Origin of the sequence: Glycomyces sp. TRM65418 (genome assembly GCF_019710475.1) — a bacterium.
Classification (GTDB): domain Bacteria; phylum Actinomycetota; class Actinomycetes; order Mycobacteriales; family Micromonosporaceae; genus Glycomyces.
Genome location: NZ_JAJFAX010000006.1, coordinates 87,264 through 113,289, shown reverse-complemented (window position 1 = coordinate 113,289; position 26,026 = coordinate 87,264). Strand labels below are relative to the sequence as shown.

At 72.3% G+C, this 26,026-nt stretch carries 17 protein-coding genes; 8 read left to right on the top strand and 9 right to left on the bottom strand.

Features of this window, described 5'->3' with window-relative positions; genetic code table 11:
* Positions 1-179: 179 nt before the first annotated feature.
* The 7 genes from K3N28_RS14805 to K3N28_RS14775 all read right to left on the bottom strand — a co-directional run bounded on the left by K3N28_RS14805 (position 180) and on the right by K3N28_RS14775 (position 15,936).
* Positions 180-2,135, bottom strand: a complete 1,956-nt coding sequence (locus K3N28_RS14805) for a hypothetical protein (RefSeq protein WP_228093322.1) — start codon at positions 2,133-2,135, stop codon at positions 180-182.
* Positions 2,132-3,289: a VWA domain-containing protein gene (locus tag K3N28_RS14800; protein ID WP_228093321.1), complete on the bottom strand. Its 1,158-nt coding sequence runs from the start codon at positions 3,287-3,289 to the stop codon at positions 2,132-2,134. Before K3N28_RS14800 ends, K3N28_RS14805 begins: the two co-directional genes overlap by 4 nt.
* A complete protein-coding gene (locus K3N28_RS14795) occupies positions 3,286-5,589 on the bottom strand; it encodes a DUF5682 family protein (protein ID WP_228093320.1) in 2,304 nt (767 codons plus the stop codon). Before K3N28_RS14795 ends, K3N28_RS14800 begins: the two co-directional genes overlap by 4 nt.
* Positions 5,586-6,668: an AAA family ATPase gene (locus K3N28_RS14790; RefSeq protein WP_228093319.1), complete on the bottom strand. Its 1,083-nt coding sequence runs from the start codon at positions 6,666-6,668 to the stop codon at positions 5,586-5,588. The genes K3N28_RS14795 and K3N28_RS14790 overlap by 4 nt, the downstream gene beginning before the upstream one ends.
* A gap of 16 nt (positions 6,669-6,684) precedes the next feature.
* Positions 6,685-8,817: a DUF4132 domain-containing protein gene (locus K3N28_RS14785; protein ID WP_228093318.1), complete on the bottom strand. Its 2,133-nt coding sequence runs from the start codon at positions 8,815-8,817 to the stop codon at positions 6,685-6,687.
* Between the two features lie 340 nt (positions 8,818-9,157).
* On the bottom strand, positions 9,158-12,484 hold the full coding sequence (locus tag K3N28_RS14780; protein WP_228093317.1) for a DUF4132 domain-containing protein: 3,327 nt from the start codon (positions 12,482-12,484) through the stop codon (positions 9,158-9,160).
* Positions 12,485-12,618: 134 nt separating this feature from the next.
* Positions 12,619-15,936 carry a DUF4132 domain-containing protein gene (locus tag K3N28_RS14775; RefSeq protein ID WP_228093316.1) on the bottom strand — a complete coding sequence of 1,106 codons (3,318 nt, stop codon included), beginning with the start codon at positions 15,934-15,936 and terminating at the stop codon, positions 12,619-12,621.
* A 210-nt stretch (positions 15,937-16,146) separates the two neighbouring features.
* On the opposite strand from K3N28_RS14775, the gene K3N28_RS14770 reads away from it, so the two are divergent.
* The 4 genes from K3N28_RS14770 (at position 16,147) to K3N28_RS14755 (ending at position 18,177) form a co-directional block, all read left to right on the top strand.
* Positions 16,147-16,677, top strand: a complete 531-nt coding sequence (locus K3N28_RS14770) for a TetR/AcrR family transcriptional regulator (RefSeq protein WP_228093315.1) — start codon at positions 16,147-16,149, stop codon at positions 16,675-16,677.
* Positions 16,674-17,030 carry a multidrug efflux SMR transporter gene (locus K3N28_RS14765; RefSeq protein WP_228093314.1) on the top strand — a complete coding sequence of 119 codons (357 nt, stop codon included), beginning with the start codon at positions 16,674-16,676 and terminating at the stop codon, positions 17,028-17,030. Before K3N28_RS14770 ends, K3N28_RS14765 begins: the two co-directional genes overlap by 4 nt.
* Positions 17,030-17,350, top strand: coding sequence for a multidrug efflux SMR transporter (locus K3N28_RS14760; protein ID WP_228093313.1), 321 nt, complete (start codon positions 17,030-17,032; stop codon positions 17,348-17,350). Before K3N28_RS14765 ends, K3N28_RS14760 begins: the two co-directional genes overlap by 1 nt.
* A 110-nt stretch (positions 17,351-17,460) precedes the next feature.
* Positions 17,461-18,177, top strand: a complete 717-nt coding sequence (locus K3N28_RS14755; RefSeq protein ID WP_228093312.1) for a spermidine synthase — start codon at positions 17,461-17,463, stop codon at positions 18,175-18,177.
* Here K3N28_RS14755 and K3N28_RS14750 read toward each other — a convergent pair.
* Both K3N28_RS14750 and K3N28_RS14745 read right to left on the bottom strand, forming a co-directional pair.
* Entirely contained in the window at positions 18,156-18,371 is a 216-nt protein-coding gene (locus tag K3N28_RS14750; RefSeq protein WP_228093311.1) for a hypothetical protein, read from the bottom strand. The two genes, K3N28_RS14755 and K3N28_RS14750, sit on opposite strands and share 22 nt — an antisense overlap.
* 37 nt (positions 18,372-18,408) lie before the next feature.
* Positions 18,409-19,395 carry a heme o synthase gene (locus tag K3N28_RS14745; protein ID WP_228093310.1) on the bottom strand — a complete coding sequence of 329 codons (987 nt, stop codon included), beginning with the start codon at positions 19,393-19,395 and terminating at the stop codon, positions 18,409-18,411.
* Between the two features lie 212 nt (positions 19,396-19,607).
* On the opposite strand from K3N28_RS14745, the gene tkt reads away from it, so the two are divergent.
* Genes tkt through zwf form a run of 4 tightly spaced genes read left to right on the top strand, consistent with a single transcriptional unit; the run spans position 19,608 to position 26,017 of the window.
* The gene (tkt, locus tag K3N28_RS14740) at positions 19,608-21,686 is read left to right on the top strand and encodes a transketolase (RefSeq protein ID WP_228093309.1); all 2,079 of its coding nucleotides are present in this window, start codon (positions 19,608-19,610) and stop codon (positions 21,684-21,686) included.
* Positions 21,687-21,743: 57 nt separating this feature from the next.
* A complete protein-coding gene (tal, locus tag K3N28_RS14735; protein ID WP_228093308.1) occupies positions 21,744-22,865 on the top strand; it encodes a transaldolase in 1,122 nt (373 codons plus the stop codon).
* Positions 22,862-24,478 carry a glucose-6-phosphate isomerase gene (locus K3N28_RS14730; protein WP_228093307.1) on the top strand — a complete coding sequence of 539 codons (1,617 nt, stop codon included), beginning with the start codon at positions 22,862-22,864 and terminating at the stop codon, positions 24,476-24,478. Before tal ends, K3N28_RS14730 begins: the two co-directional genes overlap by 4 nt.
* The gene (zwf, locus tag K3N28_RS14725; RefSeq protein ID WP_228093306.1) at positions 24,479-26,017 is read left to right on the top strand and encodes a glucose-6-phosphate dehydrogenase; all 1,539 of its coding nucleotides are present in this window, start codon (positions 24,479-24,481) and stop codon (positions 26,015-26,017) included. It abuts the gene before it with no gap.
* Positions 26,018-26,026 lie beyond the last annotated feature (9 nt).

The following is a 26,026-nucleotide window of genomic DNA, read 5'->3' as shown; positions in this document are numbered from 1 at the left end:
GCTTCGATGATGATCGCCGACTCTGCGAACGCGAAACGATGGCTCCGCTGGAGATTCGAGCGGCTGGAATTCGACAGTGCGCGCGTATGGCTTGCAAGCGGCGCCGAGACTGCAGGCGGCGCCAAGACGGCGGACTTATGGTCCGCGAACTGCGCCGAGACTGGGATCGCCCAGAACCGTCAGTGTAGCTCAGCGGTGACGAGGATCCGGACGGCGGCGGCGGTCCAGGCCGCGGTCTTCGCGGCGTCGTCCTCCTCCCCCAACGCTTTGGACAACTGAACGAAATCGCTTGCCGCCCTTTGGAGTCCCACGCGTTGCAGCTCGGCCGCGGCGGACTCGACGCGGGCGCGCGAGGGCTCGCGGGAGCGGCGGAGACCCTGGTGGGCGAGGTCCGCGCAGGCAGTGAGCGCGCCTTCGATCGCGGCCGCGACCGAGTCGGCGGGGCGCGCTTCGCCGCCCGCGGCGAGGTCGGCGGCGTCGTCCCCCGGGGCGAGGTCGGGGACGACCGGGCCGCGGGGCGTGAGCAGGGCGGTCGGTTCGACGATGAGCTCGCCGCGGTGCCGGCGCACGTGCCCGGCGACGGCGAGGAGCTCGCCGGTGAGGGCGCGCTCGACGGCTTCGAGCGCGCCGGGCGCGGCGGCCCGGTGCACCAGGCGCAGGCGGGCCGTGCCGCCGCCGGGGGCCTCGATCAGGGCTTCGAGGGACTGGGAGGCCGGGTCGTAGCCGAGGTGCCGGGCCGATTCGACGACGATGACGCGCAGGGACTCGGCCGCGACGCGGGGCCGCACCAACGCGGGCGGCCGGTCGGCGAGTTCGGCGGCCAGGGCGTCGAGATCGGTGGCGCGCAGGGAGGCCGGGAGGTCGTCCCAGGCCGTGCCGAGCGGGAGCACCTGGGTCTTGGCGAGGCGGCCGGTTCCGAGCTTGAGCGCGCGTGCCGCGGTGCGGGAGGCGGCTTCGGTGACGGTGTTCCCCGAGGCCAGCGCGCCGATCCTGCACCCGCCGAGGCGGCGGCCGGCGAGTTCGGGGCCGGTGAGCGCGTCGTTCTCGGTCACGGGCCAGTCGCGCCGGACGGCGAGGACCATGCCGGTCTCGGGCTGGGCGAGGTAGAGCTCGAGCGTGCGGGTGTCGCCCTCCGTGCCCACGCGCGCGCCGAGGGCGGTGAGCCGCACGAGGGTGAGCGGCGTGGCGGCGGCCTCCTCGCTGCCGAGGACCTGGGCCGCGGGGGTGCCGCCTGCGTGTCGTTCAGCGGTACTGCGGCGGGCGGCCCGGGCGCGGGCGGGGAGTTCGGCGAGCAGGGCGGCGACGCGCTGGGGGTCGTAGGCGGCGGAGCGGTCCTCGTAGCGCTGGAGCTGGTCGACGAGGTCGTCGACCGCGCCGGCGGGCCAGTGGGCGCGGCGGCGGGTGAGGGCCTTGGACTCGCGTTGGAGGGCGGCGCGCAGGACGCCGTCCGCGCCGACCGCGCCGTCGAGGAGGACGCGTTCGGCGAGGGCGAGCGCTTCGGCGAGGCCGTCCGATTCGGCGCCGCCGCCGACGCTCACGGTGGCGGCGTCCGCCGCCGCTTCGCGGAAGGCCCACACGGCGAGGACGATCGCGGTGTCGCGGGCGGGACCGGTGGCGTCGGTGTGGACGTAGCCGAGGCCGGGGACGAGGAAGCTCACCGTGGCGGCGGGCAGTTCGGCGACGGCGGGCCGGTCGACGCCGGGCCGGACGAGGCGGGCGGTGTATCCGGCGCGGCGGGTCTGCTCGGCGGCCTTGAGCGCGTGGTGGCCGAGGGCTTCGCGCAGTTGCTCGTCGGTGATCGCGCCCGGGTCGGCGATCTCGGCGGGGGTCTCGTCGTCCCCTCGGGGCGCGTCCTGTTCGCGCTGGTAGGCGAGGACCGCGCCGACGCGGTGGCGGCATTTGCCCGTCGCGCCGCAGGTGCAGGCGGCGGCTTCGAGTCCGCCTTCGGCCGGCAGCGTCGCTTCGGCGCCGTCGGGGAAGACGGCGGTGAGCGTCCCGTCGGCGAGCGTGATGGCGGGGACGACCCCGGCGTCGAGGTCCTTGGCGGCGCGTTTGACGAGGCCGCGGTTGGCGAGGGCCGCGAGGGCGTCGGGGGTGAGGGCGAGGAGGTCGCCTCGCTGGTGCGGAGCGGTCACGAGCCCAGCCTTTCTGCGACGAATTCGACCAGGTGGGACGGGGTCATCGCGCCGACGTGGGCGCCGACGGCGGCGAGCTGCGCGGCCATCTGGTGGTCGTAGTCGGGGTTGGCGTCCTCGTCGAGGGCGGCGAGGCCGAGGACCTGCGTGCCCTGCTCGCACAGCTGCTTGACGGTGTGGATCAGCCGGGAGGCGTTGCCGCCCTCGTAGAAGTCGCTGATGAGGGCGACGATGGAGCGGCGGGGGTTCTCGATGAGCCCGGCCCCGTATTCGACGGCGCGCGCGATGTCGGTGCCGCCGCCGAGCTGGACCTTCATGAGCAGTTCCACCGGGTCGTCCACCTCGGAGGTCATGTCGACGACCGAGGTGTCGAAGGCGACGAGGTGGGTCTTGAGGCCCGGCAGGGCGTACAGGCACGAGGCGGTGACGGCCGAGTGGATCACCGATCCGGCCATGGACCCGGACTGGTCGACCAGGAGCACGAGCTGCCACTGCTCCAGGCGCTTGGAGGTGCGCGAGTGGAAGTGCGGGCGCTCGATGGCGACGCGGCGGTCCTCGGGCCGGTAGTGCTTGAGGTTGGCGCGGAGCGTGCGTTTGAGGTCGAAGTCCCGGGCGCGGCGGTGCCGGCTCGGCCGGCGGGAGCGGCTGCCGGTGAAGACGGTGCGGACCTGGACGGAGAGCTTCTCGACCAGTTCGCGCACGACCTGCTCGATGATGCGGCGGGCGGCTGCGAGGACCTGCGGGTTCATCAGGTGCTTGGTGCGCAGGACCGCTTTGAGCAGGGCCGCGTTCGGTTCGACGCGCTCGAGCACTTCGGGGTCGGTGAGCACGTCGTGGATCTCGTAGCGTTCGATCGCGTCGCGTTCGAGCCGCTCGATCGTCTCCTTCGGGAAGAGCCGGTGGATGCCTTCGAGCCAGTCCACGGTGGCGAGCATGGAGGGCTCGCTCCCCCCGCCGCGCTCGCCGGACCGGACCCCGCCGCGGCGCACGTCGCGTTTGCCGAGGTCGTCGTCGCGGCCGTAGAGCCAGTCGAGCGCGGCGTCGCGCCCGGCGTTCTCCTCGCTGAGGCCGCCGGTGCAGCCTTCGGCGGCGGGGCCGAGGATGAGCCGCCAGCGCTGCAGGTCCGCCTGCGCGGCGTTCGTGTCGTCGCTCATCGGGACTCTTCTCCGAATCTGAGGTCTTCGCGGGCGAGGACGGCCTCGACGCGGGCTTCGAGCGCCATCGAGGACGCCACGGTGAGCGGGTCGACGCGCAGCCGCGCGGTGAGGCCGCGGGCGTCGCCGCCGCCCCGCAGCGCGACCACGCGTTCGGCGATGAGGCCGCGCTCGCGCGGCGGGAACATCGCGAACGCCTGCCGCAGCGCGGGCAGGGCCACGAGGAACTCCTGCTCGTTCAGTTCGGCGACGAGTCCGTCCACAGCGGACACCACGCCGCCGTCGTCGGCTTCGGCGAGGACTTCCTCGCGGGCGACGGCGAACAGGCCCGCGAGCCAGTCGCCGAGCCGGTCCGGACCGGCCGCGCCTTCCGCCGCGGCCGCCGCGTCCGCGGGCGCGCCGAGCGCCCACACGAGGCCCAGGGCCGCGCCGCGCAGGTCCGGCGGGGCCTGGCCGTCCACTGCGATGCGCTGCGCCGCAGCGGTGACCGTGGCGACCGGCGGGACGAGCGGGGAGGCGTGCCGGACGGCGTCGCGCAGGGCACGCATCGCGCCGAGCCTGCCGAGGTCGGCCGGGCCGGGCCCGGCGTGCAGGCCCTCGGCGAGCCACAGGATGCGGCTCGCGCAGGCGGTCACGACCGCCGCGTACAGGTCGCTGCCGGCGGTGCCGAACAGGTGGTCGTGGCGCCACAGCGCGAGCACGGTGGCGAGCGCCGCGCCCACGGCCCCCAGGCCGCCGCATTCGTCCACTGCGGATTCAACGGCCTGTCCGAGGCGGCCGGTGAGGCGGGCGCGCCCGCACAGGGCCGCGTCGAAGAGCAGGACGGCCAGCGCGTCGAGCGCACCGGAGGCGTCGTGGAGGCTGCGCTCGAGCCGGTGTTCAAGACGGACCTGCGCGGCGTCGCCCAAGGTGGGGCCGAGGGCCCCGGCCTCGATGAGCGCGGGCAGGCGGTCCCGGCTCGCACGGAGGGTCCAGTGCTCCTCGGCGGTGACGTCCGCGCCCGCGGAGGGGCCGCCGACCCGGTGCACCCCGGGCAGGCCGAGGAGGCGCATGCAGTGGAGGACGCGACTGCGTTGCAGGTCCACGGGTTTGGTGAGGTCGAGCTGCAGCGGGCCCTCGACGTCGAGGCCGAGCCGCTCCATCTCGGCTTCGGCGTCGGCGACGAGCGGCGGGCGCGGCGTGTCCGGGTGCAGGGCGCCGACGCGCTCGCCGGTGAGCGCGGCGGTCATCTCGACCACCACGGGATGCGTTCCCACTGTGAGGGAAGCACGGCGGGCCCACGGCAGCGGCCGTTCGAGGTCGTCGCTGATGAGGGCGCTGGCGAGGCCGTCGAGGAGGTCGGTGCGGCCGGGGCGCTCGTGGCCGCGCAGGCGCGCGAGGCCTTCGGTGAGGCTGCGCGCGCCGATGAGGTCCGACGTGGACACGTGGAGGCCGCGGTCCCTGAGGCGCTCGGTGATGCGCTGCACGAGGACGGCGGCGGCCTCCTCGGGTCCGGCCTCCCAGAGGCGCTGGTAGTACTCAGGTGAGGGCATCCCGGACTGGTACCCGGCGAAGGCGTCGAGGCGCTTGAACGAGTAGGGCACCAGGTAGGTGCCGACCTCGGCGCCCTCGGGGGGTTCGGGGAGGGCGGGCGGCCCGGCGTCGGTCGCCTCCGGCGCCGCGTCGATCATGCGGCGCAGGGCGGGGGCGTGGAAGCCGCCGCAGACGACGAGGACCGGACCGTCGTGGGCTTCGAGCGCCGCGCGGATCCATCGGGTCATGTACGCTTCGCGCGCGGTGTCGGCGGCCCCCGTGTCGGCTTCGCCGCGGAGGAGCGCGAAGTACTGGTCGAGCCGCGCTTCGAGTCCGTCGGGGTCGGCGACTTCGACGAGGTGGTCCCACAGGGCGTCGACGTTGTCGACGGCGAAGGCGCGGCAGAGCCGGTCCGCCGCGTCCGTGTAGCGGCGCTCGGCGTCCGAGTAGCGGTTCTCGACGCCCTCGAAGGACTCGTGCCAGGCGGGGAGGTCGATGAAGCGGACCTCGGCGCCCGCTTTGCGGCCCTCGGTGAGCGCGACCCATTCGGGCGAGTAGTCGCACATCGGGGCCCAGGAGCGCCGGACGGCGGCGTCGGTGCTCGCGTACGAGTAGATCGCGACGGGCAGCTCGTGGGCGAGGGCGAGCTCGTCGAGGCGGTCGTTGAAGTCGGCCGGGCCCTCGATGAGCACGGCCGAGGGCCGCAGCCGCTCGATCCGTTCGGCGACGAGGCGGGCGCAGGCGGGCGAGTGGTGCCGCACGCCCTGCAGATGCAGTCGACTCGTCATCCCGGCAGCAGGTTCCGCGCCTGGTAGAGCGAGTGCCAGTGCGGGCCTTGGCGTTTGGGGGCCTTCTGTTCGAGGTAGCGGCGCAGGCGCGCGAGGTCCTCGGCGTTGTCCTTGGCGGCGGCCCCGGCCATGCAGTCCACGATGTCGCCGGCCTCGGCCTTCCCGCCGCGCAGGTACCAGGCCTTGATGCCGACGGCGTGGGCGACCGAGACGGCCTCGGCCGTGGACATGACGGCCTGGGGGCGGTCGCCGCCCGCCTCGCCGGTGCGGAGGTCGCGGAAGACCCGCACGAGCACTTCGAGCACGTCGCGCGACGGCGGGGTCGGGACGCCCGACCGCTCCAGCGCGGCGGCGGCCTCGTGTTCGACGAGGTCGAGTTCGGTCTGGAAGTCGGCGATGGGGAAGACCGTCTCGAAGTTGAAGCGGCGCTTGAGGGCCGCGCTCATCTCGTTGACGCCGCGGTCGCGGGTGTTGGCGGTGGCGATGATGTTGAAGCCTTCGCGGGCGAAGACCATCGAGTCGCCGTCGAGTTCGGGGATGGCGAGCACGCGGTCGGACAGGGGCGAGAGCAGGGAGTCCTGCACTTCGAGGGGGCAGCGGGTGATCTCCTCGAAGCGGACGACGCGGCCTTCGGCCATGCCGCGCAGGAGGGGTGCGGGCACGAGCGCGCGCTGGGTGGGGCCCTCGGAGACGAGCAGGGAGTAGTTCCAGGAGTAGGCGATCTGGTCCTCGGTGGTGGAGGCGCCGCCTTGGATGGTGAGGGTGGAGTCGCCGGAGACGGCGGCCGCGATGAGTTCGGACAGCAGCGATTTGGCGGTGCCGGGCTCGCCGACGAGCATGAGGCCGCGGCTGGTCGCGAGGGTCACGAGGGCGCGGTCGATGAGCGAGGGGTCGCCGACGAACTTGCGGGCGATGCCGCGGGAGTCGTCGCCGACGATGAAGGTGCGGGCGGCCTGGAGGCTGAGGGCCCACCCGGGCGGGCGGGGCGACTCGTCCTCGTCGGCGAGCTTCGCGAGTTCGGCGGCGTAGCGCCGCTCGGCGGGCGGGCGCTGGAGTTTCGGTGCGGTGATCTCGGTCATGTCGGCTTTCTACGGGTTAGAGGTGGAGACCGGCGGCGCGGTTCAGTCCGGCGAGGAGCTCGGAGAGGACGACGGGGTCGAGCGCTTCGAGGAGGTCCTGTCCGGCGAGGGTCGGGACGCCTTGGCGGCGGTTCTTGGTGGTGGCGAACCAGATCGACTCGATTCGATGCCAGCTGTCGGGCCTGGGGTCGTGCCAGGGCGGCGCCGGGTCGACCTGGGCCAGGAGCCAGACCCCGCCGGGCAGGGCCTTGCTGAACGCCCGGGTGTAGTCGACCCGGGCGTTCCAGTCCCCGCTCACGCCGAGATTCTCGAGGTCCATGACGGCCTTGAGGCCGTGAAAGCTCGCCACGGCCCCGGTGAAGCCGTGCAGGATCCCGCTCTCGACCTCTTCGGGAAGGAGGCCGAGCGCCGGTCGGACGAGCTGGTCGAAGGGCTGCAGGATCTCGTAGTCGGCGAACACCCGGGTCCAGGCCTCCAGGTCCGCCGGGGAGAGCAGGGCCGGGTGGGCGAGGCGGACGAGGTCGTGCTCGGCGAGCGCGAACGGCTTGTCGTCGACGTCGGCGAGGGTGCCGTCCTCGGCGATGCGGAAGCACTGGGCCGCTTCGGGGGTGCCGCCGAGCCACAGCAGGCCCCGGGCGATCGGGGCGAGCACCGGGTGGGCGGTGAGGCGCGCGAACTCCCGTGAGGTCCACAGGCGACCGTCGAGCATGGCGTCCTCGAGGCGGGCGCTCTGGAAGGCGAGCTGGGCGGTGACGTCCTTGGTCAGTTTCCGGTAGCGGGCAATCGAGGCGGCGGCGGTCGCGGCGTCGTCGCGGACGCCGGGCCGGGGCAGGCGCGGGCGGGTCCGGCCGGCGTCGTCGACGATGGTGAACTTGAGCCGGTCGTCCGGCTTCGCGTAGAAGGCGCGGGGCCCGAAGTCGATGGTCAGGGTCGCCGGGTCGTCGAGGCCGAGGGTCGGGGCGAGGCGGTCGGCGAGCGGTTCGGGTTCGGCGCCGAGGCGTTCGGCGACGGCGCGGGCCCGTTCGGCGGCCTCCGCGCGCTGCGCGGGTTTCATGGTGCCGCGGGAGAGCCGGTAGAGCGGCGGGAACGCGATCTCGGCGGGGAACGCGGCGAGGACTTCCAGCTCGAAGGCCGTGGTCTCGGGCTCTCTGCCGCCGGAGCTGGGGATCGCGGCTTCGAGCAGCGCGGCGCCCTCGGGGAGGCCGAAGTAGGCGAGCGGGCCGATGGCCCAGTCGACGCCGATCAGTTCTTCGGCGAGCGCGAGGGAGAAGCGGGCGAGCGATTCGCGGTCGCAGTGGGCCGCGGCGGCGTCGAGGCCGGGGTAGGGCACGCGCGGCGCCCACTGGCAGAGGACCTCGATCAGGTGGCGGATCGCCGCGGGCGGGAGGATCGCGGCCCGGTCGGCGGTGAGCACCGGCGGAAGGTTCTCGGCGATGTGGACCCACGCACCCGTCTGGGGGGCCTCCAGCAGGGGTTGGTGGGGGTCGGTGTCGAAGAGCGCGGCGACGGCGGCGACCGCTTCGGGCCCGTGGGGCTCCGCGGCGCCGACGACGGCGTCGGACCCGTACCGCCAGGAGAGGAGGCGCAGGGCACTGCGGGCGCTGGTGCGGCGGTAGGCCTGGGGGCCGAACGCCTCCGGCACGAGGAACGGCACGGCGCGGAGGCCGTGGCGGTCGAACCAGTCGAGGCCGGGCCTGCGGCCGTCGCGGCGGCGCAGGGCCCAGTGCGCGGCCAGCCTCGCAGCGGGGGTGCTGCGAATGGGCAGGAGGGCGCGGCCGGACCACGGTTCGTCTTCGAGTTCGCGGACGGCGGCGTCGGCCACGGCGACGCCTTTGCGGGCGAGCTGGGACAGGCACTTGCCGGCGCCGAAGAAGCCGGGCAGGCGGATCGGGGACTCGGGGTCGCCGTCCCAGTACTCGGCCTCGTCCCATTCGGTGACGGTCGGCTCGATCGCCAGGGCCGCTTCGAATTCGCCGGGCCGCCCGACGAGCTGGGGGGCGGGGGCCTCGAGGCCCGGGATCACCGTGGGGGCTTTGGACCTGCGTCGCTTGCGAGTCCATGGCGGATCGGCGAGCACCGACGGCAGGCGGTCGAGCGCGGCTTCCGGGAGTTCGGGCCGATCATCTTGTGGCGCAACGTGTTGGGGCATGTGCAACTTTCCAGCGGCGGAGGCGTCATGCCGAGCATAGAAGCCGTGTGCGACACCGCCCCGCGCCGCCGTGTTCGAACGGCCGCAGTGCCGCTGAGCGAGGGCGGCACCCGGGCTGGGAGCGGCGGTTTCGCGGCGTCCGAGTCGCCTGATCTGCCGTCTGATTCGGCGTGCGAACCGCGCCCGGTCCATCACCCCTCGCTCGGACCGCACCCGATCGGGTGGATCTTGCGGACGGGCGGCCCGGCGGCGCGGATTCTTGTCGGACCCGGCTGCCGGGCTCGCCCTACCTTCTCTACCCCTCTCGGGAAGGTGGGGGTTGGGGACGGCCGGAGGGCGTTCAGCTCACTCCGGTCGCATTCGCCAGGGCGGTGAGCGCCTCCGAGGCGTCCACCGGGTCGACCGGCCCGAAGTCGCGCACCGGCTCGGGAACCCTCCAGCCGCCCAAGCCCTCGTTCGCGACCACGACCTGCCGCAGCGTCTGGTCGGGGCACTGGTCGATCGCGCCGACCAGGATCCCCGGATCGAGGTCGATCACGATGCAACCCGCACCCTTGAGCCACCGGGTCATCCCCGGCTCGACCCCGCCGTCCAGCGGTTCGGAGCGGCTCCAACCCCGGTTGGTCATCCCCAGCAGCCGACCCACGTGCACCGTGATCCCCTCGAACCGCGTCAGGCGGCCCGTTCGCAGCTCCTCGTCCATGAAGGCCATGACCGGTCGCCCCAGCTGCGGGAACGGCTGCAGAATCTCGTAGTCGGCGAAGATCGCCGACCACGACTCGATCTCGCCCCGCTCCATGAGCGCCGGGTGCGCGAGCCGGACCACCGCGGAGCCGGGCAGGCGCAACTCGTTCTCGTCGACGTCGGTGCAGCCCTTGTCCTCCGCGAGGCGGAACGCCACCGGCCCGCCGACCGCGCTCGCCGTCCACACGAGCCGCCGCGTCAGGTGCCACATCAGCGGGTGCCGGACGAAGTGCTCCTCGAACTCGTCGAACCTCCAGGTCCGCCCGCTCACCAGGGCGCGTTCGAGGCGCCGCACCTGCTCGGACGCGACCTCGCGCAGTTCCTTTCGCAGCACCGCGAACCGCCGGTACGCGGCCTCGGCCAAGAGGTCGTCGTCCTTCGCCCCCGGTTTCGGCAGCGTCTTGCGGGGCTTGCCGTCCATATCGGTCACGAACGGCTTCAGCGCCTCGTCGAAGCCGACCCGGAACCGCCGCGGCCCGTAGTCGAGGACCAGCGCGGCCTCCTCGCCGAGCCCGAAGTCCGGCACGAGCCGGTCGCGGAGCTGCTCGGCCGTCAGCCCGAGGCGTTCGGCGACCGCCTCCATCTGGTCCCACGCTTCGGCCTTGATCCTGTCGAACTTGGCCTTCTCGGCGATCCGGTTGATCGCCCGGAGCGCGGTCTCGGTGCCGATCGCCCCGAGCACCCGCAGACCGGTGACGGCGCGTTGGTGCCGGCTCTCCCCCGGCCAGGTCGCGACGAGTGGCCCGAGGACGCGCACGGCCTCGTCGTCGCCGAAGTGCGCCAGTTGCGTCACGGCCCAGCCGTCCTCGGATGGGGCGCCCGCCGCCAGCCACTGCTCGAACAGCGCGAGCGAGAACCGCGCCAGGGAGGAGCGGTCGCAGGTCTCGGCGACGACCGCGACGCCCGGGTAGTCGTACTCGGGCGTGCCGAGGGCGAGCACGGTGATGAGGTGCCGCGTCGCCTCCTGCGAGAGCCCCCGCTCGCGCCCGGCGAGCAGCACTTGCGGCAGCGCCGCCGGGGAGGCCCATGCGCCGGGCTTCGGCATCGGCACACCGACCGGTTGCAGGGGGTCGATGTCCACCAACGCGGCGACGGCCGCGGCGACCTCCTCGCCGTATTGGACGGCGGCCGAGTTGACGAGATCGGCGCCGTGTGTCGACGCCAGGTAGCGCAGTGCGGTTGCCGCAGCGATGCGGGGCCGCTTCGTCTTGCCGAGGGCGTCGGGGACGAGCAGCGCCGCCGCGTCGGCGGCGTGGCGGTCGAGCCATGCGAGCGCGAAGGCGCGCATGGTCTTCAGCCGCGCGAGCGCGTCGGCGGCTATCCGGGCGGCGGTGAGGTTCGCGATCGGCAGCAGGACCTCGCGCATCGAGGCGTCCCAGGGGGTGGCCGCCGCGACCTGCTCCACCGCGTCGGGGCCGAGGTTCACGACGATGCGCTGGAGCAGTTCCAGTTCGAAGTACTGGTCGCGGATCCGCCAGCGAGGCAGGAGGTCTTGCGCGATGGCTTTGGGCGCCAAGGCGAGTACGATCGCTTGGGAGCGGCTCGACCGCTTGTCGAAGTCCTGCGCCTCTCGCTCCCAGTCGCGGTCGCCGTAGTGGCGCATACCGTACGTGTCCTCTTCGGACCACGCTTCGCGCTCGCCCTCGGCCCACACGAGTCGGTTGATCGGCGGTGGGGTCAGGCCCTTGATGACGACCGCTTCGCGTGCGGCGCCGGTCCACGGCGGCGAGGTGAGCAGTCGCGGCAGGGACTCGTCCGGGGCTTCGGGGAGGCGCCGGTGCTCCGCGGTGAGCGTCGCGATCGCCGCTCGCGTCTGCTCGTCCGTCTCGGGCAAGGCGGCTTCGAGGAGGATCGGGTCGGCGTACAGGAGTGCGGAAAGCCGCTTCTGCTCGTCGGGCCCGGCGTCCGGGAGACGCGCGGCGATGAGGCGGAGCGTCCGCCGCGGGAAGTTCGCGGCGGCCTCCATCGCGAAGCCCGCGGCGGCGGATTCGTCGAGGCGGTCGAGCAGGGCCTGGACGGCTTGGTCGGTGGGCATCGCGGCGAGCGCCCGGAACAGGATCTTCTTCTCGTTGCCGTCGATGTAGCCGTCGAGGTGGTGCGCGACGGCGGGAAAGGCCTCCCCGCCGAAGCGGTGCAGGAGGTCGGCGATCTCGGCCGCCTGCACCCAGGGGGAACCGATCTGTTTCACGCCCAGGACGGCCAGTTGCGGGCCGGTCGCGACCACTTCGAGGAGCAGGCTCGTGCAGGACTCGCTCGGTTGGTGCCGGTGGTGCTCCGCGCAGGCCTCGTCCATCCAGGCGTGTTCGTCGGGGATCAGGAGGCTCGCGGTCACGCGGTGCGCGGGGCTGGTGCGCCGCTGGGCGACCGCGGCCACGACCGCCGCGTAGTCGGCGTCGGAGGCCCCGGCCAGGAGGGCGCGGACGTCGTTGATCTCCTTGTGCTGCAGTAGCTTCGACCAGAAATGGCTGTTCAACGCCATCCGGCGGAGCCTGAGGGTGTTCTGGGGGCCGGTCTGGTCGACCTGGAAGGTGAGCGCCTCGGCGAGCGCGGCGACGGCGAACGGCAGGCCGTGGTCGGCTGTGACGAGGTCGAACATCGGACGGTTGACGACTTGGGTCCTGGTGACCGCGGGACTGGCGAGCGCCATGACCGCGGCGGCTCCGAGGAGATCGGGGTCGCCGTCGAGGAAGGCGAGCCCTGGGTTCCGGTATTCCCGATTGCCCGCGAGGTCCAGGCGCTTGCGGGCCCGGTCCGCGTGGTCGGCCAGGAATGCCCGTCCGGCTTCGGCGTCGAGTTTGATCCGGCGGGGCTTGCCTTGGCCGCGCCGGGCCCGGACGAAGCGCTTCCAGGTGTCGGGGAAGGCGAGGCGGTCCTCGTCGGGCAGCGTCGCCGCTTCGGTTGCGGGGGTGTCGGATTCGGTCATGGGCGACAGCTTAGGAACCGGGTACGACACGGTGTCCGCGCCGGCACGCGCGGTGAACGCCACAGCGGTCAGCACAGTGGACACCATTGCGGCCCGGCTCCGCAAGGGGATTCGGAGCCGGGCCGGCAGAGGCGCTATTCCTTGCCCGCCAAGCGGTGCAGTGAGGCGAGCGCTTCGGAGGCGCGCAGCGGGTCGAGGTCCGCGAAGCGGGCGAGCACGTCGGGTCCGGCGTCGCCGCTCCAGAAGTTCGCCGTCGCCGCGAGCCGGACCTGCCGCATGGTCTGCTCGGTCGCCGATTCGTAGGCGGCGGCGTAGAGGCCCGGGTCGAGTTCGACCAGGAGGTAGGCGTCGTCGGCGATCCGGTAGGCGATGCCGGGCTCCATGCCCGCGTCGGCGGGTGCGGCCCGTTCCCAGCCGCGTTTGGTCATGCCGAGGATGCGGCCGGTCTCGACCACGGTGCTCTCGAAGCGGGTCAGCCGCCCGGTCGCCAGGTCCGCGGCCTCGAACGCGTACATCGGCCTGCCGAGCTGCTCGAACGGCTGCAGGATCTCGTAGTCGGCCAGGATCTCGGCCCACCGGCCCGCCTGGTCCCCGAGGAGGATCGGGTGGGCGAGGCGGACCGTCGCCTCGTCGGGGAGCGTGAACGCGTCGTCGTCGGCGTCGCTGAGGGTGCCGTCTTCGGCGAGGCGGAACGCGATGCGCTCGCCGTCGGCCTCGGCCGTCCAGACGAGGCGGCGGGCGAGGTGGCGCACCAGCGGATGGTCGGTGAAGTGCCGGCGGAACTCCTCCGCGGTCCAGGTGCGGCCCTGGATCATCGCCGACTCGAGGCGGCCCACGAGGTCGGCGGCGACGGTGCGCAGTTCCTTCTTGAGGAACGCGAACCGTTCGCGGGCGGCCTGCGCCAGCAGCGCGTCGTCCTTCGCGCCGGGTTTGGGGAGACTTTTGCGGGGCTTGCCGTCCATGTCGGTGACGAACGGCTTCAGCGCCTCGTCGAAGCCGACCCGGAACCGCCGCGGCCCGTAGTCGAGCACCATGCTGGAGGCGTCGTCGAGCCCGAAGTCGGGCACGAGCCGGTCGGCGAGCTGCTCGGTGCTCAGGCCGAGCCCTTCGGCGACCGCTTCGATCTGGCGGCCCGCCTCCTCCTTGAGGGCCTTGAACTTCGCCTTCTGCGCGATGGCGTGGATGGCCCGCAGGGCGGCCTCACTGCCGATCGCGCCGAGCACGCGGAGTCCGGTGACGGCCCGCTTGTGCTGGCCCTGGCCGGGCCATTCGCGGATGAGCGCGGCCAGGCGGCTGACGGTGACGTCGTCGGCGACGTGCGCGAGCTGGGTGAGCGCCCAGCCGTCCTTCGAGGGCGCGCCGATCGCGATCCACTCCTCGAACAGGGCCCAGCTGAAGCGCCGCAGGGACTCGCGGTCGCAGGCCTCGGCGACCACGTCGACGCCCGCGTACGGGAACTCGGGGGCGCCGAGTGCGAGCACGGTGACCAGATGCGGGACCGCGGCGGCGGGCACGGCGCGCTCGCGTCCTGCCAGGAGGACCTGCGGGAGCATGGCCGCGTTGGCCCACGGGCCGGGCTTGGGGATCCTGGCGCCGACCGGTTCGAGCGGGTCGGCGTCCATGAGGGCGCTGACGGCTTCGAAGGCTTCGGGCCCATAAGGTCTCGCGGCGTCGCGGACGGCGTCGGGACCGACGGTGCGGGCGAGGTGCGCCAGCGCGGTCTCGGCGGCTCGGCGGCGTGCCGGGTCCGTGCCGAGCGCGTCGGGGACGAGCAGGGCCGCCGCGTCGACGCCGTGCCGGTCGAACCAGGCCGCGGCCTGCGGCCGCGCCGACTTGAGGCCCAGCCGCTCGGCGGCGAGCCTGGCGGCCGCGACGCCGCGGATCGGCAGCAGCGCCGCGGTGAACTGGTGGTGCCGCGCGACCGCGGCGACGGCCCGGTCGGCCGCTTCGGCCCCGAATCGGCCGATGATGCGCCGCAGCATGGCCTCTCCCTGATAGGTGCTCATCTTCCCGTTCCATCGGTCCTTGAAGCGGGCGGCGAGCTCGGGCGGCGCGAAGGCGACGAGTTCGGTGACCCAGGAGTCGTGGGACGGATGCGGCCGGCCGGCGATCGCGGCCCACCGCCGGTCGTCGTAGCCGCTGTAGTCCAGATGGTGCAGGTTCGCCCAGCGTTCCTGTTCGCCTGGGGCCCAGACCAGGACGGTCTCGGACGGTGCTTCGAGTCCTTCGAGGACGACGGCTTGTCGCTTGGGGCGCCTGCCGGTCCAGGGCGGGGAGGCCAGGAGGGGCGGGAGGTCCCCGAGAGCCGCGGCGGGCACGGCCGACGTCGCGGTGACGAGCGTGTCGAGGGCGGCGCGTTCGGTCTCGGTGAGGTGGTCGCGGGCGTCGGCCGCTATGGCGGCGGCGAGTGCGGCGAGGCGGGGCCGCCGCTCGACCGGGGTGGCGCCCGCGACGCGGGCGAGGTGCCGGAGGGCGCGCACGGGGAAGTGTCCGACGGCGGTCGCGGCGGCGCCGAAGACGTCGGGTTCGTGCAGGCGGCCGATGAGGTAGGTCATCGCCTCGTCGCTCGGCAGGGCGGCGATCGCGGTGAGCAGGAGGCGGCGGTCGGCGGCGTTGGGGCGCTTGCCGCCGTCGAGGGTCGCGGTCAGGACCGGCAGGGCCGCCGGGCCGAGGCCGTCGGTCAGCGCCGCGATGGATTCGACGGTGATGAGGTACTCGTTGATGCGAGTGAGCTTGGCGGCGGCGAGCTGTTCGGGGGTGCGGACCCAGTTCCAGAAGAGGACGTCGGTCCAACCCCAGTCCTGGTGCTGCTCGTAGTCGGCGCTGGCCTCCTCGGTCCACGCGGTCTCGTCGGGCAGGAGCAGGGCGGCGGCCATGCGGCGGGCGGGGTCGTCGCGGAGCGGGGCGACGGCCGCGACGGCGGCCGCGTATTCCTCGTCGGAGGCGTCGGCGAGCAGTCCGCGCAGGACGCGGCAACCGTGGCCGAGGCCTTTCATGAGCAGGTGCGGGTAGGCGTCGATGCCGCCGAGGAGGCGGCGCTCGCCCCGTGCGATCGTCCGGTCGACCACGCGGGTGAGGCGTTCGACCGCGGCGGCGGTGGCGAACGGGAGCCCGAATTCGAGCATCCAGACGTCGAGCGCGGGTCGCAGCAGGGCGGTGTCCGAGTCGGCCTCGTCGGAGCCCGCCAGCGCGGCCACGGTCGCCGCGCCGCGCGGGTTCGGCTCGCCGAGGAGATAGGCCTGCGCGTCGTCGTGCCAGTCGCGGTTGGCGGGGAGCCGGAGGGTCTCCTGCAGTTGGGGCGCGGTGCGCCGGAGACGCTCGCGGTAGGCGTCGAGCGCGCCGGGGTCGAGCTTCACGTCGGGAGTGTCGCGGCCGCGGCGGGGCAGGACGAACCGGGCCCAGGCCGCGGGGAGGCGCATGTCGTCTTCTTGGGGTGCAAGGTGATTCGTCATCGACGTCTTTCGTTCGACCGGGGTTGCTCGGTTGAGCATAGGGGCGGGGTGCGACATCGCCGTGGTGCGAGCGGGTTCGGGTCAGACCCTGCCGGTGAGGCGAACCAGGCCGGCGAGGGCCTCAGGGCGGCGACCGGGTCGGCGCGAGCGCGAGCGTGAGGTCGCTCACTCTATGAGGGAAACCAACCTTCTGGTTGGTAAAGTCGAGTGATGAGTTCGAAAGCGGAGATCCTCGACGGCGCGGTGGCCATGCTCAGGGCCGGCGCCACCGTCTCACTGGAATCGGCCGCCCGGCAGGCGGGACTGACCAAGCCGGGCGTGATGTACCACTTCCCCACCAAGGAGGCCTTGATGGTCGCCCTGCTCGACCGCGTGGTCGACGGCTGGGAACGGGACCTGGCCGCCCGGCTGCACCGGCCGCTCGAGCAGACCCCGCCCGGCGACCGCATCCGCGCCTATCTCGGCTGGGCCCTCGATTGCGAGGTCGACCAGGGCGACCTGGTGATGTTCGCCGACCCGCGGCTGCGCGACCAGCTCACCGGCCGGTGGGTCGAACGGATGCGCCCCTGGCTCGAACTGCCCGACGAACTGCCGGCCGACGAGCGGGCGCGCCTCATGGCGGTCCGCCTCATCGCCGAGGGGACGTGGTTCGCCGAGGCGCTCTGCGCGTTCCCGCCCGAAGGCGCATCACGCGATCACCTGCGCGCACTCGCGCTGAACCTCTTGGAGGGCATCGAATGAGCACGAAATGGCTGTTGCTGGCCGGGGCGATCGGGAGCGAGGTCAGCGCCTCGCTCTCGCTCAAGGCGGCGCTCGAGCAGCCCGTCTGGTACGCCGTGGTCGTGGTCGGCTTCCTGGCCGCCTTCGCGTTCCTGGCCGGGACGCTGCGGGCCGGCATGCCGCTCGGCGTCGCCTACGGCGTCTGGGGCGCGCTCGGCGTGGCCCTCACGGCTCTCCTCGGCGCCGTCCTCTTCGACGAGCCGCTGACGGCGCTCATGGGCGTGGGGATCGCGCTCATCATGGGCGGGGTCGTCACGATCGAGTTCGGATCGCAGCGGGCCGCGGCCCGCGAAGCGCAGGAGGTGAACGCCTGATGGCATGGGTGTTCCTGGCGGTCGCCATCCTCTCGGAGGTCACGGCGGCGCTCTCGCTCAGGGCCGCGACCGGCGGCCGCAACGCCTGGTACGTGCTCGTCGCGGTCGGCTACACGGTGGCGCTCACCGCCCTCACGCTGGTGCTCGACCTCGGCATGGGCATCGGCGTGGCCTACGGCGTCTGGGCCGCCTCGGGCGTCGCGCTCACCGCGGTCGCGAGCAAGTACCTGTTCAAGGAGCCGTTCACCAAGGTCATGGCCGCGGGGATCGCCATGGTCGCGGCCGGGGTCCTCCTGGTCGAACTCGGCGCCGGCCACTGAGCCGATCGGGGGCGCGGCGGGCACTCGCCCGCCGCGCTCCGCCGTGTCGCAGTCGGGTTCCCCGCCGCCCCGCGTGCAACGTGAGGACCCCGACGCGGTTCGATTGACCGATGAGCACACGATTCGAGGAACTGGGCTGGCGATCGACGCCCATGGGCGAGATCAGCCTGCGGCGCCGGTACGACCGGGAGGTGCAGAGCGAGGTCTACGAGGTCAAGCTCGGCGAAGAGTTCCTCATGTCGAGCCTGTTCCCGGTCGCGGAGATCGAACTGGCCCGGCTCGGGCTCGCCCGGACGCCCGGCACCGGGCTCGACGTGATCGTGGGCGGCCTCGGCCTCGGCTACACCGCCCAAGCGGCCCTCGAGGACCGGCGCGTCGAGACGCTCACCGTCGTCGAGTACTCCGACGCGGTCATCGAATGGCACCGCAAGGACCTGATCCCCGACACCGCCGGCCTGGCCGCCGACCCGCGGGTCCAGTTGGCGCAGACCGACTTCTTCGCCGCCGGGATGAGCGAGGCGGGCTTCCACCCCGACGAGCCCGGGCGCCGTTACGACGCGATCCTGCTCGACATCGACCACACGCCCCGGCACGTGCTGCACGAGCCGCACACCGCGTTCTACACCGTCGACGGCCTCCGTGCCCTGTCCGCGCACCTCAAACCGGGCGGCTGCTTCGCGATGTGGTCGGACGACCCGGCCGAGGACGAGTTCATGAACGCGCTCGGCGAGGTCTTCACCGACGTCGAGAACGAGGAGATCTGGTTCGACAACCCCTACACCGGCGGCGAGTCCTCGAACTCCGTCTACCTCGCGACCAAGGCCTGAGCCGGCCGCGGCTCACCGGGGCAGAAGTGGTCCTCGGCGGGTTGCCGATCGCAGTCCGCTTCACGGACCCGGTCGACGACGCCGCCGTCGGGATCGAAGACGGCCTTCAGGCCGCCCAAGACGAGGACGAGCACCGCCACCGCTCCGACCGCCAGGAGCGCGAGCGACGACAGCAGGATCCCCGCGGTCTTCATCCCAGCAGGGTAACGCGAGCCGCCTTCGCGGCTGTCCCTACATCAGGAAGCTGTCGACCGCCAAGGCCAGGAAGAGCAGCGTCAGGTAGCTGACCGACCAGTGGAAGAGCCGCATCGGCTTCGGGTCCTCGCCGCGGTTGACGCGGCCGAGGAGCTTGTGGCACTCCAGGACGAACATGCCGCCGGTCACCAGCGCGACGACGCCGTACACCCAGGTGGACCCGAGCGGCACCGCGACCAGCGAGACCAGGAGCATGGCCCAGCCGTAGACGACCGACTCGATCGCGACCCGCCTGGCGGGGGCGACGGCGGGGAGCATCGGGATGCCCGCGGCGATGTAGTCGTCCTTGAACTTCATGGCCAGCGCGTAGAAGTGCGGGGGCTGCCACAGGAACACGACGGCGAACAGGACCCACGCCATCCAGGACATGTGGCCGGTGACGGCCGCCCAGCCGATGAGGACGGGGGCCGCGCCGCAGGCGCCGCCCCACACCGTGTTGTACGGGGTGGTCCGCTTGAGCCAGATCGTGTAGACGACGTCGTAGTAGACGATGGCGCCGAAGGTCAGGGCCGCGGCGAGCCAGTTGACGAGCAGGCCCATGCCCAGGACCGCGATCACGCCGATGATGAGGCCGAAGACCAGGGCGTTGCGCGGCGGGATCTGGTGCTTCGCGAGCGGGCGCCGGGAGGTGCGGCCCATGAGCTGGTCGATGTCGCGGTCGATGTAGCAGTTGATCGCGTTCGCCGACCCGGCGGCGAGAGCGCCGCCGATGATGGTCGCGAGGACCGCGGTGAGCGAGGGCAGGCCGCCGTACTCCATGCGGGCCGCGACGAGCATGGCCGGGATCGTGGTGATGAGGAGCAGCTCCACGATGCGCGGCTTCGTCAACGACACGTACGCGCCGACGAGCGCGCGCAGGTCCGGCTTGACCGGGGCCTCGCGGCCGGGTTCGGGCAGTTCGATGCGATTGCGGGCCTGGGGGCGGGGGTGATCGGCCAGGGCGCGGGCTGGGTCCTCGTTCATCACCGCCCACCATACGGTCCGTGCGGTGGCGGTCGGGGCGTGGGGCAGGGGCGCTACCAGGGGCTTCCTGATGCGAGCACGCCTCGTGGGCGGGTTCACAACCCGTGAAATTCCGCCCCCCGAGAGACTGCGCATAAAGTTCAGCCCGTGTAGGTAGGGTCAGAAGACACACGTCAAAGGCCCAAATACGACGAGTACCAAGGAGTATCGCAGTGGCAAAGTTCGAGTGGACCGAGCTCGACCAGAAGGCGGTCGACACGGCGCGGCTGCTCGCCGCCGACGCGGTGGAGAAGGCCGGCAACGGCCACCCCGGCACCGCCATGAGCCTCGCCCCCGTGGCCCACACCCTGTTCCAGAAGGTCATGCGGCACGACCCCAGCGAGCCGCACTGGGAGGGCCGGGACCGCTTCGTGCTCTCGTGCGGCCACTCGAGCCTGACCCTCTATGTGCAGCTGTACCTCCACGGCTACGGCCTCGAGCTCGAGGACCTGCAGAGCCTGCGCCAGTGGGGTTCCCTGACCCCCGGCCACCCCGAGGTCGGCCACACCGCGGGCGTTGAGACCACCACCGGGCCGCTCGGCCAGGGCCTGGCGACCGCCGTGGGCATGGCGATGGCCGCCCGCCGCGAGCGCGGCCTGTTCGACCCCGAGCCCGCCGTCGGCGAGAGCCTGTTCGACCACCACGTGTACGTCCTGGCCTCCGACGGCGACATCGAGGAGGGCGTGACCCACGAGGCCTCCGCGCTCGCGGGCGTGCAGGAGCTGGGCAACCTGGTCTTGATCTACGACGACAACGAGATCTCGATCGAGGACGACACCCGCATCGCCCTCGGCGAGGACGTCGCCCAGCGCTACGAGGCCTACGGCTGGCACGTGCAGGACGTCAACTGGCGCGACGGCGACGACTACAAGGAGGACCCGAAGGCCCTCTTCGAGGCGATCGAGCAGGCCAAGGCCGTCACCGACAAGCCCTCGCTGATCCGCCTGAAGACCATCATCGGCTGGCCCGCCCCCAAGAAGCAGAACTCGTACGCCGCGCACGGCTCGGCCCTGGGCGCCGAGGAGGTCGCCGCGACCAAGGAGCTCCTGGGCTTCGACCCGGCCAAGTCCTTCAACGTGCCCGACGAGGTCCTCGAGTACACGCGCGGCACGATCGAGCGCGGCCGGCGCGAGCGTTCGCAGTGGCAGGCCGACTTCGACAACTGGGCCGCCGAGAACCCCGAGCGCAAGGCGCTGCACGACCGCCTGTGGGCGGGCGAGTTCCCCGAGGGCTTCGAGGCCGCGTTCCCCGAGTTCGAGCCGTCCGCGAAGGGCGTCGCCACCCGTTCGGCCTCCGGCAAGGTGCTCTCGGCGCTCGCGCCCGTCCTGCCCGAGCTGTGGGGCGGCTCGGCCGACCTGGCCGGGTCCAACAACACCACGATGGACGGCGAGCCGTCGTTCCTGCCCGAGTCGCGCCAGACCAAGGCCTACCCGGGCAACCCGTACGGCCGGACCCTCCACTTCGGCATCCGCGAGTTCGGCATGGGCGCGATCCTCAACGGCATCAAGCTGCACGGCCCCACGCGCCCCTACGGCGGCACGTTCCTCGTGTTCTCCGACTACATGCGCGGCGCGGTGCGCCTGGCGGCCCTCATGAAGACCCCCGTGGTCTACGTGTGGACGCACGACTCGATCGGCCTCGGCGAGGACGGCCCGACCCACCAGCCGGTCGAGCACCTCGCGAGCCTGCGCGCGATCCCGGGCCTGGACGTCATCCGCCCCGGCGACGCCAACGAGACCGCCGTGGTCTGGAAGACGCTGCTGCAGAAGCAGGACCGCCCGGCCGCGCTGGCGCTGACCCGTCAGAACATCCCGGTGTTCGACCGCACGAAGTTCGCCTCGGCCGAGGGCGCCGCGAAGGGCGCGTACACGCTGCTCGACACCGAGGGCACCCCGGACGTGATCCTCATGGGTTCGGGCTCGGAGGTCCAGCTGGCCGTCCAGGCCGCCGAGACCCTCGCCTCCGAGGGCGTCAAGGCCCGCGTCGTGTCGGTGCCGTCGATCGAGTGGTTCCACGAGCAGGACGAGGCCTACCGCGAGTCGGTGCTGCCCAAGGCCGTCAAGGCGCGCGTGTCGGTCGAGGCCGGCATCGCCCTGTCCTGGCGCGACCTGGTCGGTGACGCAGGAGTCAGCGTCTCCCTGGAACACTTCGGGGCCTCGGCGCCGTTCGAGAAGCTGTACGAGGAGTTCGGCATCACCGCCGCGGCCGTGGCGGACGCCGCCCGCTCCTCCATGAAGAAGGCACAGCAGTAGCAGTACTGCACACTGAGACAGCGGAATCAGAACTAGCTGGATAGCTGGAGGAAACCGATGAGCGCGAACGAGAACCTCGCAGGACTGTCGGCGGCGGGCGTGTCGGTCTGGATCGACGACATCTCGCGCGACCGCCTGGAGACGGGCAACCTGCAAGACCTCATCAACGAGTCGTCCGTCGTGGGCGTCACCTCGAACCCGACCATCTTCGCCACCGCCATCTCCAAGGGCAGCGGCTACGACGAGCAGATCGCCGACCTGGCGGTCCGCAAGGTGAGCGTCGAGGAAGCCGCTCGCGCCATCACCACCTACGACATCCGCTGGGCCGCGGACGTCCTGGCCCCGGTCTTCCAGAGCACCGGAGGCCAGGACGGCCGCGTGTCCATCGAGGTGGACCCGCGTCTCGCCCACGAGACGGAGGCGACCGTCGCCGAGGCCAAGGCCCTGTGGTGGATGGTCGACCGACCCAACACCCTGATCAAGATCCCCGCCACCCCGGCCGGGCTCCCCGCCATCACCGCCGCCGTCGCCGCGGGCATCAGCGTCAACGTGACGCTGATCTTCTCCCTGCAGCGCTACCGCGAGGTCATGGACGCCTACATGGCCGGCCTCGAGTCGGCCAAGGCCGCCGGCATCGACCTGTCCACCATCCACTCCGTCGCCTCGTTCTTCGTGTCCCGTGTGGATGCCGAGATCGACAAGCGGCTGGACGCGGTCGGCTCGGACGAGGCCAAGGCGCTCAAGGGCAAGGCCGCCGTCGCGAACGCGCGGCTGGCCTACAAGGCGTTCGAGGACGTCGTCGCGTCCGAGCGCTGGCAGGCCCTGGCCGACGCCGGCGCCCACCCGCAGCGTCCCCTGTGGGCGTCCACGTCGGTGAAGAACCCCGAGTACCGCGACGTCCTGTACGTCGAGGAGCTCATCGTCCCCGGGACCGTGAACACGATGCCCGAGGGCACCATCCACGACTACGGGGACCACGGCGTGACCGAGGCCGACACGGTGCGTCCGTTCTATGACGACGCCGCCGAGGTCATGCGGCGCCTGGAGCAGGTCGGGGTCGACTACGACGACGTCGTGCAGGTGCTGGAGGACGAGGGCGTGGAGAAGTTCATCGTCAGCTGGAACCAGCTCCTGGAGCAGATCGAATCCAAGCTCAGCATGAGCGGAGACCAGAAGTGAGCGATCCGATGGGGAAGATGGAAGCGGCCGGGGGCCTCGCGGTCACGACCGGCGTGGACGTGAACCGCGACGTCGAGCGGCTCAGGGCCGAGGGCGTCCCGGCCAAGGTCGCGGCGAAGGACGCCACCCTGTGGGGCCCCGAGGCCGAAGAGGAGGCCGCGATCCGGCTCGGCTGGGTCGACACCTTCGTCGAGTCCAAGGAACTCCTCGCGCCGCTCGCGAAGCTGCGCGCCGAATTCAACGAGCAGGGCATCGACCACATCGCCCTCGCGGGCATGGGCGGCTCCTCGCTCGCGCCCGAGGTCATCTCCCGGACCCTGGACCTGGGGATCAGCATCCTCGACACCACCGACCCGGGGCAGATCGTCGCCGAGCTCGGCGAGGCCTCCCTGCGGCGCACCGCCGTCGTGGTGTCCTCCAAGTCCGGGTCCACCGTGGAGACCGACTCCCAGCGCCGCGCCTTCGAGGCCGCGTTCAAGGGCGTCGGCATCGAGGACTCGACCAAGCGGTTCGTGTTCGTCACCGACCCCGGCTCCGCGCTGGAGGAACTCGCCAACGAGCAGGGCTCGCACCTGTTCCTCGCCGACTCCACCGTGGGCGGCCGCTACTCGGCCCTGACCGCGTTCGGGCTCGTCCCCGCCGCGCTCGCGGGCGCCGACGTGGCCGACCTGATCGACCAGGCCGAGACCTTCGCGACCACGATCGGCTCCGACGACGACGACCCGGCGGTCGTGCTCGGTGCGATCATCGCGTCCAAGCCGACGATCACCATCGCCGACGACGGCTCCGGCATCGTGGGCCTGGGCGACTGGGCCGAGCAGCTCATCGCCGAGTCCCTCGGCAAGGACGGCAAGGGCACGCTGCCCGTGGTCCTCGAAGAGCCCGGGGCCCCGGGCGCACGCGGCTCCGACCGCGTCTACGTCACGGTCGGCGGCTCCTCCACGGGCCTGCCGAGCTCCGGTTCGGCGCTGGCGATGCCGGACGCGGTCGTCAACGGCCCCTTGGGCGCCCAGTTCCTCGCGTGGGAGCTGGCGACCGCGTACGCGGGCTACCTGATCGGCATCGACCCGTTCAACCAGCCGAACGTGACCGAGTCCAAGGAGAACACGAAGCGGATCCTCGCCGACGGCCTCCCGGAGGAGCGTCCGAACGCCGTCGACGGGGCCGTGGAGATCTACGGCTCGCACTCGACGACCGTCGCCGGCGCGCTCGGCGAGATCCTCCTCGACGCCGACAGCGAGGGCGCCTACATCGCCGTCATGGCCTACCTGGACCGGATCGACGACGCCGAGGCGGCGAAGCTCCGGGCCGAGCTGGCCGAACGCACGGGCGCGCCCGTCACCTGGGGTTGGGGACCGCGGTTCCTGCACTCCACGGGCCAGTTCCACAAGGGCGGTCGCCCCACGGGCGTGTTCCTGCAGCTCACCGGCGAGGTCGGCGAAGACCTGCTCATCCCCGGCCGCGACTACACGTTCGCCGGGCTGCAGGCGGCGCAGGCCGCCGGGGACCGCCAGGCCCTCCAGTCCCGCGACCGCCCGCTCGTGCGCCTCCACCTGACCCACCGCAAGCGCGGTGTCAACCAGTTGCTCCACGCCGTGAGGGAGCTGAGCTAGATGGCCGCTTCCCTGCATTCCACCAACCCGCTCCGCGACCCGGCCGACCGGCGGCTGCCGCGGATCCCCGAGCCGTGCGCGCTGGTGATCTTCGGCGTCACCGGCGACCTCGCGAAGAAGAAGCTGATCCCGGCGATCTACGACCTCGCCAACCGCGGGCTCCTGCCGGCCTCGTTCGCGATCCTCGGGTTCGCCCGACGCGACTGGAGCCACGGGACGTTCGAGGAGATGGCCCGCGAGGCCGCGCAGTCGCATGCGCGCACCCCGTGGCGCGAAGAGGTCTGGGCTCGGCTGGCCGGCAACTTCAAGTTCGTGCCCGGCTCGTTCGACGACGACGCGGCCTTCGACAAGCTCGACCAGACCCTGGACGAGCTGCGCGAGACCCACGGCATCGTCGGCAACGCCGCGTTCTACTTCTCGATCCCGCCCCAGGCGTTCCCCACGGTGCTCAAGCAGCTGGAGCGCACCGGGATGGCCGACAACCGCCAGGACGGCGGCGGCTGGCGCCGCGTCGTGGTCGAGAAGCCCTTCGGCGAGGACCGCGAGTCCGCCTCCGAGCTCAACGGCCTGGTCGACCGCGTGTTCACGGCGAACGACGTGTTCCGCATCGACCACTACCTGGGCAAGGAGACGGTGCAGAACATCTTCGCGCTGCGCTTCGCGAACGCGATGTTCGAGCCGATCTGGAACTCCAACTACGTCGACCACGTGCAGATCACCATGGCCGAGGACGTCGGCATCGGCACCCGGGCCGGGTTCTACGACGACAACGGCGCCGCCCGCGACGTCCTCCAGAACCACGTGCTGCAGCTCCTCGCGATCGCCGCGATGGAGCAGCCCAACGGGTTCGAGGCCGAGGAGATCCGCACTGAGAAGCTGAAGGTCCTGCGGGCCATCAAGCTCCACGACGACCTCGAGGCCACGGCGATCCGCGGCCAGTACACCGACGGCTGGGTGCAGGGCCGCCCCGTCGTCGGCTACCTGTCCGAGGAGAACATCCCGCCGAACTCCACCACGGAGACGTACGCGGCGGTGCAGCTGGGGATCCAGAACCGGCGCTGGAACGGCGTCCCGTTCTACCTGCGCACCGGCAAGCGCCTCCCCAAGCGGGTCACCGAGATCGCGGTGGTCTTCAAGGAGGCGCCGCACATGCCGTTCGCCGACTACGACACCAAGACGCTCGGCAACAACCAGCTGGTCATCCGCGTCCAGCCGGACGAGGGCCTCACCGTGAAGTTCGGCTCGAAGGTCCCGGGCACCGGCATGGAGGTGCGTGACATCTCGATGGGCTTCGGCTACGGCGAGACCTTCACCGAGTCGAGCCCCGAGGCCTACGAGCGGCTCATCCTCGACGTGCTCCTGGGCGACAAGACGCTGTTCCCCGACGCGCAGGAAGTCGACGCGTCCTGGGCGGTCATCGACCCGCTCGAGGAGTACTGGGCGGGCACCAAGCCCGAGCCGTACGAGTCCGGCACGTGGGGCCCCACCGGCTCCGATCTCATGCTGCAATCGTCCGGCCGCCGCTGGCGCCGGGCCTAGAAGGGGAGT

Excerpts from the sequence above, each read along its gene's own strand:
- K3N28_RS14800 (WP_228093321.1), bottom strand. The coding sequence starts at position 3,289 with ATGAGCGACGACACGAACGCCGCGCAGGCGGACCTGCAGCGCTGGCGG.
- K3N28_RS14795 (WP_228093320.1), bottom strand. The coding sequence starts at position 5,589 with ATGACGAGTCGACTGCATCTGCAGGGCGTGCGGCACCACTCGCCCGCC.
- K3N28_RS14790 (WP_228093319.1), bottom strand. The coding sequence starts at position 6,668 with ATGACCGAGATCACCGCACCGAAACTCCAGCGCCCGCCCGCCGAGCGG.
- K3N28_RS14785 (WP_228093318.1), bottom strand. The coding sequence starts at position 8,817 with ATGCCCCAACACGTTGCGCCACAAGATGATCGGCCCGAACTCCCGGAA.
- K3N28_RS14780 (WP_228093317.1), bottom strand. The coding sequence starts at position 12,484 with ATGACCGAATCCGACACCCCCGCAACCGAAGCGGCGACGCTGCCCGAC.
- K3N28_RS14775 (WP_228093316.1), bottom strand. The coding sequence starts at position 15,936 with ATGACGAATCACCTTGCACCCCAAGAAGACGACATGCGCCTCCCCGCG.
- K3N28_RS14770 (WP_228093315.1), top strand. The coding sequence starts at position 16,147 with ATGAGTTCGAAAGCGGAGATCCTCGACGGCGCGGTGGCCATGCTCAGG.
- K3N28_RS14765 (WP_228093314.1), top strand. The coding sequence starts at position 16,674 with ATGAGCACGAAATGGCTGTTGCTGGCCGGGGCGATCGGGAGCGAGGTC.
- K3N28_RS14760 (WP_228093313.1), top strand. The coding sequence starts at position 17,030 with ATGGCATGGGTGTTCCTGGCGGTCGCCATCCTCTCGGAGGTCACGGCG.
- K3N28_RS14755 (WP_228093312.1), top strand. The coding sequence starts at position 17,461 with ATGAGCACACGATTCGAGGAACTGGGCTGGCGATCGACGCCCATGGGC.
- K3N28_RS14750 (WP_228093311.1), bottom strand. The coding sequence starts at position 18,371 with ATGAAGACCGCGGGGATCCTGCTGTCGTCGCTCGCGCTCCTGGCGGTC.
- K3N28_RS14745 (WP_228093310.1), bottom strand. The coding sequence starts at position 19,395 with ATGAACGAGGACCCAGCCCGCGCCCTGGCCGATCACCCCCGCCCCCAG.
- tal (WP_228093308.1), top strand. The coding sequence starts at position 21,744 with ATGAGCGCGAACGAGAACCTCGCAGGACTGTCGGCGGCGGGCGTGTCG.
- zwf (WP_228093306.1), top strand. The coding sequence starts at position 24,479 with ATGGCCGCTTCCCTGCATTCCACCAACCCGCTCCGCGACCCGGCCGAC.